Below are 9,658 nucleotides of genomic sequence, written 5' to 3' on the forward strand. Positions count from 1 at the left end.
TTGTGTGTGCGCCGTCTCCGTGCCACTCTTTTTGCAACAGATGGTCTTTCAAAGGGCAAAAAGCCCGGGCCGTCCGACAGGGGATAACGATGCCACGCACTTATTTTTCGCAGGCGGCGAAGCTTTCTCGCCGTACCGCCCTGACCCTTGCCTTGGGGACGGCACTCTGGCTGCCGTTCTCGGCTGTCGAAGCTGAGGCCGCACCCAAGACGGCGCTGACGCTTGGTATGGCGATCGAGCCGACCGGCCTGGACCCGACGATCGCAGCCCCTGTCGCCATCGGTCAGGTCACGTGGCAGAACATTTTCGAAGGCCTTGTCACCATTGACAGCAAGGGGCAAGTCAAGCCGCAGCTCGCCGAGAGCTGGCAGATTTCTCCGGACGGCAAGACCTATACGTTCAAGCTGCGCAGGGGCGTGACCTTCCATGACGGTGAGGCCTTTGATTCTTCCGTTGCTAAGTTTTCGCTGGATCGTGCCCGTGGCGAGAGCTCGGTCAATCCGCAGAAACGCTTCTTTGCTTCCATCGATACCATCGAGACGCCGGGCCCTGAAACGCTGGTGTTGAAACTGAAGCAGCCCGCTGGCAGCCTCATTTATTGGTTGGGCTGGCCAGCCTCGGTCATGGTCGCGCCGAAGACTGCGGAAAACAACCGCACGACGCCGATCGGCACCGGCCCATTCAAATTCGTGAGCTGGGCAAAGGGTGACAAGGTCGAGCTTGAAAAGAACCCGTCCTATTGGGACAAGAACGTCGGGGTAAAGCTGGAGAAAGCCACCTTCCGCTTCGTCTCCGATGCGCAGGCTCAGGCGGCGGCTCTGAAAGCCGGCGATATCGACGCATTCCCGGAATTTGGCGCGCCGGAGCTGATGTCCTCCTTTGATGGCGACTCACGCCTCGGTACCTTCGTTGGCAATACCGAACTCAAGGTCGTGGCGGGCATGAACAATGCCCGCAAGCCCTTCGACGACAAGCGTGTGCGCCAGGCGCTGATGATGGCGGTCGACCGTCCGACCGTTATCGAAGGCGCGTGGTCCGGTCTCGGCACCGCCATCGGTAGTCACTACACCCCTAATGACCGCGGTTACATCGATACAACGGGCGTCTACCCATATGATGTCGAGAAGGCCAAGGCCTTGCTCGCCGAAGCCGGGTTCCCGAATGGCTTCAGCTTCACCATCAAGGCCCCTCAGATGGCCTATGCGCAGCGCACATCGCAGGTTCTCCAGGCCATGCTCGCCGAAATCGGCGTGACGATGACGATCGAGACGACCGAGTTTCCGGCCAAGTGGGTCGCGGATGTGTTCAAGGGTAGTAATTACGACATGACCATCGTCGCCCATGCCGAGCCGATGGACATCGATATTTATTCCCGTAACCCCTACTACTTCAATTACAAGAACCCGGCCTTCAACGAGATCATTGCCAATGTCGAGAAGACCGCCGACGCCGGTGAGCAGGAAAAGCTTTATGGAGAGGCGCAGAAGATCCTCGCTGAGGACGTGCCGGCGCTCTTTCTCTTTGTGATGCCCAAGCTTGGTGTCTGGGACAAGAAGGTCAAGGGACTTTGGCAGGATGAACCTATACCGTCGAACGTGCTGACGGACGTTCGCTGGGAAGAGTAAGTCTTCGCAGGGACAGCACGTTCCGTCTCGCCGGGCATGATCCGGTGAGACGGAGCGATTGCAATCAACCGATCTTGGTGCACAAGGAGTAGGTGCCAGATGTTAGCCGTCCTCATCCGGCGTCTCGTAAGCCTCGTCGTCACCTTGTTTGCGGTGTCGCTCATCATCTATTTTGTCATGGGCCTGCTGCCGGGAGATCCGGCGGCCATCATGCTCGGCACCTCTGCCAGTCCCGATACGCTCGCCGCACTGCAGAAACAAATGGGCCTCGATCAGCCGCTGCCGCTTCGTTATGTTCACTGGCTGACGGCCGTTCTGCATGGCGATCTCGGGCAGTCCTATACTTACGGTGTGCCGGTGGCAGGTCTGATTGTCGAGCGGTTGGCCGTTACCCTACCGCTTGCTTTTCTCGCTGTCTGCCTGTCCGTTGCCATCGCCATCCCGCTCGGTGTGGCGGCGGCACGAAACCGCAATGGCGCACTCGATTTCGCGGCGGGTCTGTTTTCCCATGTGGGTATCGCCGTGCCTGGCTTCTGGGTCGGGTTGCTGCTCATCATTCTTTTTTCCACCACGCTCGGCTGGATGCCTGCTGGCGGTTTTCCCGGCTGGACGCCGAGCCTTTTCGCCGGTCTTCTTTCGCTCCTTCTGCCGGCCATAGCGCTTGCCCTTTCGCAAGCGGGTGTTCTGACCCGCGTCTGCCGCTCCGCTGTACTCGAAGTAATGAATGAGGATTTCGTTCGCACCGCCCGGGCAAAGGGCCTGAGCGAGCGTGTCGCATTGTGGCGGCACGCGGTGCCAAATGCGATGATCCCGGTCGTTACCATGATTGGTTTGCAATTCACCTTTCTGATTGCCGGCGCGGTGCTGGTGGAGAATGTGTTCAACTTGCCAGGCCTCGGACGGCTTGCCTATCAAGCGCTGACCCAGCGGGATATCGTCGTCATGCAGTCTGTCGTGCTGTTCTTCTCCGCACTCGTCATCACCATGAATTTCCTGGTCGATATTGCCTATCTCTTCATCGATCCAAGATTGCGGACAGGTGCGCTATGATTCACTTGCTCCGGCGCCGCCCGGCATTCGTCATCGGCATTGCCGTCACAAGCTTTCTGATTGCGGTCGCATTGTTGTCCCTGGTCTGGACGCCGCTGTCTCCCACAAAAATGCAGATCGTTCAAAAGCTGAAGTCGCCCTTCGTCTATGGTGGGCTCGGCACCGATCACTTCGGTCGCGATGTCCTTTCCATGCTGATGGCGGGAGCCTGGAACTCGCTGTCGACGGCGATCGCTGCCGTCGCCATCGGTGCCTTCATCGGCACTGCAATCGGGGTTACGGTCGCCGCTCTGCGCGGATTTACCGAGACCGTGGTGATGCGTATCTGCGATATCATCTTCGCCGTGCCACCCATTCTGTCGGCGATGATGCTCGGTGCGTTCATCGGTACCGGTCGCTTTACTGCCATCATCGCTATCGCCACCTTCATGGTGCCTGTCTTTGCCCGGCTGACGCTAGGTGCAGCACTGCAGATATGGGCAAGAGAGTATATTACCGCAGCGACCAGCATCGGTCAGAACCGCGCCAAGATCACGTTCTTTCACATCGTCCCTAATATCTCCAACCAGATCATCGTGCAGGTGACGATCCAGCTTGGCCTTGCCATCCTTACGGAAGCCGGCCTCTCCTTCCTTGGTCTCGGCATGCCTCCGCCTGCCGCCACCTGGGGACGGATGCTCGCCGATGCCCAAACCTATCTCGGCGTCGCTCCATGGCTCGCTATCATGCCGGGGCTTGCCATCGCGCTTGCTGTCTTCGGTCTCAATCTGCTCGGTGATGGCCTTCGCGATCTCCTCGATCCGCGCGATACGACATGATCGCCTGAAGCCGATATCACCCTTAGATCCTGAAATTTTGACGAGACGATTCCATGACCGATCTCATAGACCTCAACACGCTCGAAATTCTGGCGCTTTACCGCGACAAGGCGCTGTCCCCGTCAGAATATTGGCAGGCAGTAGAGGCACGCATCGAGGCATTCGAGCCAATCGTGAACGCGCTTTACGCCTATGATCCCGAAGATGCACGCAGGCAGGCGGCAGCCTCGACGCAGCGCTGGCTCAGGGGAGAAACGCTCGGGCCCCTCGATGGCCTTCCGGTCTCGCTCAAGGAACTCATCGCCACGAAGGGACAGCCTGTACCGCTCGGCACGAGGGCGGTCGAGCTTGTTCCGGCCATGGAGGATGCACCGGTGGCGGCCCGTTGCCGTGAAGATGGGGCGATCCTCTATGCCAAGACGACCTGCCCTGATTACGGCATGCTTTCGTCGGGCCTGTCCAGTTTTCACAAGCTGAGCCGCAACCCGTGGGACCCGACGCGAAACCCTGGTGGCTCTAGTGCAGGAGCAGCGTCGGCAGGGGCTGCGGGCTATGGCACGCTCCATGTCGGCACGGATATCGGCGGCTCCGTGCGTCTTCCCGCCGGATGGACCGGGCTTTTTGGTTTTAAGCCGAGCCAAGGCCGTATTCCGGTCGATCCCTTTTACACCGGTCGCTGCGCCGGGCCGATGACGCGCACCGTCACCGATGCTGCTTACGCCATGTCGACATTGAGCCGTCCGGATTGGCGCGATGGCACGTCGCTGCCACCCAACACCATCGATTGGCTGGATCTGGAGATCGACGTAAGGGGCCTGAAGATCGGCCTGATGCTGGATGCGGGCTGCGGCCTGCCTCTGGATGACGAGGTCCGTGATGCCGTCACGTCTGCTGCAAGACTTTTCGAGGCCGCGGGCGCCATCATCGTTCCAGTCGAGCCAGTGCTGACGCGCAACATGCTGGACGGTCTGGACGATTTCTGGCGGGCCAGATTCTGGGGCGATATGGTGGCCTTGAGCGACGAACGCCGCGCAACCATTTTGCCCTATATTCTGGACTGGGCGAGCAAGGGTGCCGAGGTGTCAGGGTCGCGCGCAGTCTTCGGCTTCAACCAGACCATGGAGATGCGCAAAAGCTGCGGGCGGCTGATGCAGAAGGTGGATGCCGTCATTTCGCCGACCAATCCGATCGTGTCCTATCCGGCAGACTGGGCCTCTCCTACCAATGACCCACAGCTGCCCTTCGAACACATTGGCTTTACTGTCCCCTGGAACATGTCCGAGCAACCGGCCTCCTCGATCAATTGCGGCTTCTCGAAATCCGGCATGCCTATTGGCCTGCAGATCGTCGGCCCGCGATACGAGGATCTCTTTGTCTTGAAGTTATCCAAGGCGTTCGAGGACTGGGGCGGGGGTGTGAAACAGTGGCCGAAGCCACAAGCGCAAGGCTGATCACGCGTGTGCCGAGGTTGCAAGCGTTAGCGCACTGGGCGATGCTTCAAGCCGAGCCGTGGCACCCGAAACGAGAAATACCATGATGCCGACATGCGATTGTGCGGTCGAACTTTAAGGAGATCAGCATGCTTTTGGCCGGAACGTCCATGGAAGCAACCGGCGGGTCTGTGACCCCCGTCCTGTCGGTTCAAAATCTCACCACGTCCTTTCGCACTCCTGACGGATGGAAGTCCGTGGTTCGAAATATGAGTTTCCAGATCGCGCCGCGCGAAACGGTGGCAATCGTTGGGGAAAGTGGTTCGGGCAAGAGTGTCACGTCGCTTTCCATCATGCGTCTTCTCGATAAGAGGATGAGCCGCATCGAAGGGGAAGTCATGCTCGGCGGGCGCAATCTTTTGAGCTTGCCGGAAGAGGAAATGCAAAAGGTTCGTGGCAAGGAGATCTCGATGATCTTCCAGGAGCCGATGACGAGCCTCAATCCGATCTTTCCGATCGGCAAGCAGATCGCCGAAGCGCTCACCGTCCATCAGCCTATGTCTTCGTCAGCTGCGAAGGCTGAAGTCATCCGGCTTCTGGAAAAGGTGCGCATTCCCAATGCGACGAGCCGCTTTAACGATTATCCGCATCAGTTTTCCGGAGGTATGCGCCAGCGCGTGATGATCGCCATGGCCCTTGCGTCCAGACCGAAGCTCCTGATCGCCGATGAGCCGACAACGGCGCTCGATGTGACGATCCAGGGCCAGATACTCGACCTCATCAAGCAGCTGCAGGAAGAGGAGGGCATGTCCGTCCTCTTCATCACCCATGATATGGGTGTCGTGGCTGAAGTCGCGGACCGCACCATCGTCATGTTTCGCGGTGATGTGGTGGAGACCGGCACCACGGATGATATCTTCCACCGTGGCCAGCACCCCTATACGCGTGCGCTTCTTTCTGCGGTGCCCAAGCTTGGTTCGATGAAGGAGCGCGTGCTTCCCGCCCGCTTCCCGATCGTCGATATCAAGACGGGAGAAAGCCAGCCCGCAGCGGAGGTGAAGGACACGGTTTCGGGTAGCAAGACGCCCATTCTGTCGGTCAAAGATCTGACGACCCGCTTCGATATCCGCTCCGGTCTTCTTGGTCGTAAATCTGGTGCCGTCTACGCGGTGGAAAAGGTCTCCTTCGATCTTTCCGAAGGAGAAACGCTTTCGCTCGTTGGCGAGTCGGGTTGCGGTAAATCCACCACCGGTCGCTCGATTACGCGGCTGATCGAGCCGACGTCCGGCAATGTGATGCTCGATGGCTATGAGGTGATGCAACTCGACAAGGTCACGTTGCGCGCCATGCGGCGCAGTGTGCAGATGATTTTCCAGGACCCTTTCGCAAGCCTTGACCCGCGCATGAGCGTGGGTGCCGCAATCATAGAGCCCTTCCTCGAGCATCGCCTCGGCAACAAGCAGCAGGCGCGTGAAAAGGCTGCGGATCTGTTGGAGAAAGTTGGCCTTCACGCGGATATGATGGGGCGTTTCCCGCATGAATTTTCAGGCGGTCAGCGTCAGCGCGTCGCCATTGCCCGCTCTTTGATGCTCGACCCCAAGGTCATCGTCGCCGACGAGGCGGTCTCGGCGCTTGATGTCTCGATCAAGGCGCAGGTGTGCAACCTTCTGCTTGATCTGCAACAGAGCCTCAATCTGGCTTTCCTGTTCATCTCACACGATATGGCCGTGGTGGAGCGGGTCAGTCATCGTGTAGCGGTGATGTATCTCGGTGAGATCGTGGAGATTGGCCCGCGCGCGACCGTTTTCGATAATCCCCAGCATCCTTATACGAAAAAGCTGATGTCTGCCGTTCCGGTGCCGGACCCCTCGCGACGGCATATCCGGCGCAACATGGCGACCGACGAAATCAAAAGCCCAATCCGCCCCGCAGGTTATGTGCCGCCGCCACGTCAATATCGAGAGGTTTCCGCTGGTCATCTCGTGCAGGAAGCAAGCTGAAAAGTTTAGGGACTACGGATCGTATTTCGCCTGCCGTGTCTCAGAATTTGACATTTCGCCGCAAAAAATGTCAGCACTTGGTGACGAAGAGCTTAGGGCAAAGACATGGCCAGACGATCCGATAGCGGTGGGCGGTTAGACGATGCGGCACGTGCCGGCTGGCTCTATTATGTGGCTGGCCGTACCCAGGATGAGATCGCCGCCGCCATGGGAATTTCACGCCAGTCGGCGCAAAGGCTGGTCTCGCTGGCGGTGGCCGAACGCCTGATCAAGGTCAGGCTCGATCATCCAATTGCTGCCTGCCTGGAAAAGGCCGAAGCTCTGCGCGAGCGCTTTTTTCTGAAGCATGTCGAAGTCGTTCCGAGCGATCCGGCAGGAACGTCGTCGACGGTTGGGATTGCCGAGGCCGGTGCTGCGGAAATCGAACGTTGGCTGCGTCAGCCGGACCCGATCGTCCTTGCGATCGGAACAGGACGGACACTCAAAGCGGCGGTTGATCAGCTGCCGCCGATGGAGTGTCCGCAGCATCGCATCGTCTCGCTAACCGGCAACATCGGGCCGGACGGTTCGGCGGCCTATTACAACGTCATTTTCTCCATGGCAGATGCAATCAAGGCACGGCATTTTCCGATGCCTTTGCCAGTTCTCTGCTCATCTGCCGAAGAGCGAGAACTTCTGCACGACCAGGCGATGGTGCGCTCTACTCTGTCGCTTGGAGCCGCCGCGAACGTAACCTTCGTGGGAGTGGGTGAACTCGGGGAGAACGCACCGCTGTGCGTCGATGGATTTCTGGCTGTCGAAGACATGAAGCGTCTGATCGCCGAAGGGGCTGCGGGGGAAATCTGCGGCTGGTTCTTTGACGGCGATGGAAAGATCATAACCAATCCCATCAATGACCGTGTGGCATCTGTCCCCGTTCCGTCACGCGAGACTTGCACGGTCATCGGCATTGCTCAGGGCCGGAAAAAATCCCCCGCCATGCTGGCCGCCTTACGAGGGGGTTTGTTGAACGGGATCATCACGGACGAGCAATCTGCCGAATATATGCTCACACACTGAGCAGAAATATTATTTTCAAATCAGCATATTAGCCGTCACTTGTGCGCTGCAGCGCAGGATGGTGCTTGACATTCTATGCTTCAAAGTGAGTAATTGCCCTCGAGCAAAGCGAATGCTCATTTTTCTTCTGGGAGGAAGATCATGACATTGAAGACACTTCTGCTGGGCGCATGCTCGGCTCTCGCCTTTTCCGGCCTCGCGTCTGCAGAAACACTGACCATTGCCACCGTCAACAACGGTGACATGATCCGCATGCAGGGGCTGACAAAGGAATTCACCGACAAGAACCCGGACATTCAGATCGAATGGGTCACGCTGGAAGAAAACGTCCTGCGCGAACGCGTAACGACGGATATCGCCACCAATGGTGGCCAGTATGACATCATGACGATCGGTAACTACGAGGTTCCGATCTGGGCAAAGCAGGGCTGGCTTCTGCCGCTCGAAAAGCTTGGCGACAAGTATGACGTCAACGACATGCTGCCCTCCATCCGTGGCGGTCTCACGGTCGAAGGCAAGCTTTACGCGGCGCCCTTCTATGGCGAATCCGCCATGATCATGTACCGCAAGGACCTGTTCGAAAAAGCCGGTCTGAAGATGCCGGAAAACCCGACCTGGGAATTCATCGGTGACGCGGCCCGCAAGATCACCGACCGCAAGGCTGACGTCAACGGCATCTGCCTGCGTGGCAAGGCCGGTTGGGGCGAGAACATGGCCTTCATCACCGCGCTCACCAACTCTTTCGGTGGCCGCTGGTTCGATGAAAACTGGAAGCCACAATTCGATCAGCCCGAGTGGAAGAATTCGCTGCAGTTTTACGTCGATCTGATGAAGGATGCCGGCCCGTCGGGTGCAGCCTCGAACGGCTTCAACGAAAACCTGACGCTCTTCCAGCAGGGCAAGTGCGGCATGTGGATCGACGCTACCGTTGCTGCATCCTTCGTGTCGAATCCGAAGGACTCAACGGTTGCGGACAAGGTTGGCTATGCGTTGTTTCCGACGCATGGCGAGTTGAAGAACCATGGCAACTGGCTGTGGTCTTGGAACCTTGCCATCCCGAAGAGCTCGCAAAAGGCTGAATCAGCAGAGAAGTTCATCGCCTGGGCAACCAGCAAGGACTACTCCGATCTCGTCGCTTCCAAGGAAGGCTGGGCCAACGTTCCTCCGGGCACGCGCACCTCGCTCTACAAGAATGCTGATTACGAGAAGGCGGCACCTTTCGCCAAGACGACGCTTGCGGCCATGAACGCAGCCGATATCACCAAGCCGACCGTCAAGCCTGTGCCTTATACGGGCGGTCAGTTCGTGGCGATCCCTGAGTTCCAGTCGCTCGGCACCACTGTCGGTCAGCTTTTCTCTGCGGTTGTTGCAGGTCAGTCTTCGGTTGATGATGCGCTTTCGGGTGCCCAGTCCACCGCGACACGCGAAATGACCCGCGCCGGTTACATCAAGTAATCCTCCCAAAGCCCGCCGTTCGGCAAAAGCCGGGCGGCGGGCATTCTTAATCGTCTTTATAATCAAAAAAAAATGCACTGCATGCGGTCTTGACGCTGCGCGCGATACTGGGAGGACAGCGAATGGCAACGCAAAACACCAGGAGCCTGGCGCGTGTGATGATGGCGCCCTCGGTTTTCCTGCTTCTGATCTGGATGATCGTGCCGCTGGCGATGACGCTG

Annotated in this window: 7 protein-coding genes and 1 pseudogene; all 8 read left to right on the forward strand. The window is 58.5% G+C overall.

Features of this window, described 5'->3' with window-relative positions:
• The first annotated feature begins 89 nt into the window (after positions 1-89).
• On the forward strand, positions 90-1,625 hold the full coding sequence (locus tag ACQZ5M_RS11585) for an ABC transporter substrate-binding protein (RefSeq protein ID WP_449079813.1): 1,536 nt from the start codon (positions 90-92) through the stop codon (positions 1,623-1,625).
• A 99-nt stretch (positions 1,626-1,724) separates the two neighbouring features.
• Positions 1,725-2,675, forward strand: coding sequence for an ABC transporter permease (locus tag ACQZ5M_RS11590; protein WP_449079814.1), 951 nt, complete (start codon positions 1,725-1,727; stop codon positions 2,673-2,675).
• The gene (locus tag ACQZ5M_RS11595; RefSeq protein ID WP_449079815.1) at positions 2,672-3,493 is read left to right on the forward strand and encodes an ABC transporter permease; all 822 of its coding nucleotides are present in this window, start codon (positions 2,672-2,674) and stop codon (positions 3,491-3,493) included. The genes ACQZ5M_RS11590 and ACQZ5M_RS11595 overlap by 4 nt, the downstream gene beginning before the upstream one ends.
• Positions 3,494-3,546: 53 nt before the next feature.
• A complete protein-coding gene (locus tag ACQZ5M_RS11600) occupies positions 3,547-4,944 on the forward strand; it encodes an amidase (RefSeq protein ID WP_449079816.1) in 1,398 nt (465 codons plus the stop codon).
• Positions 4,945-5,072: 128 nt separating this feature from the next.
• Complete coding sequence (locus ACQZ5M_RS11605; protein WP_449079817.1) at positions 5,073-6,923, forward strand: ABC transporter ATP-binding protein; 1,851 nt, start codon at positions 5,073-5,075, stop codon at positions 6,921-6,923.
• A gap of 105 nt (positions 6,924-7,028) precedes the next feature.
• Positions 7,029-7,982, forward strand: coding sequence for a sugar-binding transcriptional regulator (locus ACQZ5M_RS11610; RefSeq protein ID WP_113179178.1), 954 nt, complete (start codon positions 7,029-7,031; stop codon positions 7,980-7,982).
• A gap of 141 nt (positions 7,983-8,123) precedes the next feature.
• Complete coding sequence (locus ACQZ5M_RS11615) at positions 8,124-9,437, forward strand: ABC transporter substrate-binding protein (RefSeq protein WP_296035701.1); 1,314 nt, start codon at positions 8,124-8,126, stop codon at positions 9,435-9,437.
• Positions 9,438-9,559: 122 nt separating this feature from the next.
• Positions 9,560-9,658 (forward strand): annotated as a pseudogene (locus ACQZ5M_RS11620) (sugar ABC transporter permease); the annotation flags it as partial.

The organism is Rhizobium sp. 22-785-1, from assembly GCF_053521965.1.

Bases quoted from the DNA above. Each gene is read 5' to 3' on its own strand.
- ACQZ5M_RS11605 (WP_449079817.1), top strand. From the start codon at position 5,073: ATGCTTTTGGCCGGAACGTCCATGGAAGCAACCGGCGGGTCTGTGACC.
- ACQZ5M_RS11590 (WP_449079814.1), top strand. From the start codon at position 1,725: ATGTTAGCCGTCCTCATCCGGCGTCTCGTAAGCCTCGTCGTCACCTTG.
- ACQZ5M_RS11600 (WP_449079816.1), top strand. From the start codon at position 3,547: ATGACCGATCTCATAGACCTCAACACGCTCGAAATTCTGGCGCTTTAC.
- ACQZ5M_RS11585 (WP_449079813.1), top strand. From the start codon at position 90: ATGCCACGCACTTATTTTTCGCAGGCGGCGAAGCTTTCTCGCCGTACC.
- ACQZ5M_RS11595 (WP_449079815.1), top strand. From the start codon at position 2,672: ATGATTCACTTGCTCCGGCGCCGCCCGGCATTCGTCATCGGCATTGCC.
- ACQZ5M_RS11615 (WP_296035701.1), top strand. From the start codon at position 8,124: ATGACATTGAAGACACTTCTGCTGGGCGCATGCTCGGCTCTCGCCTTT.
- ACQZ5M_RS11610 (WP_113179178.1), top strand. From the start codon at position 7,029: ATGGCCAGACGATCCGATAGCGGTGGGCGGTTAGACGATGCGGCACGT.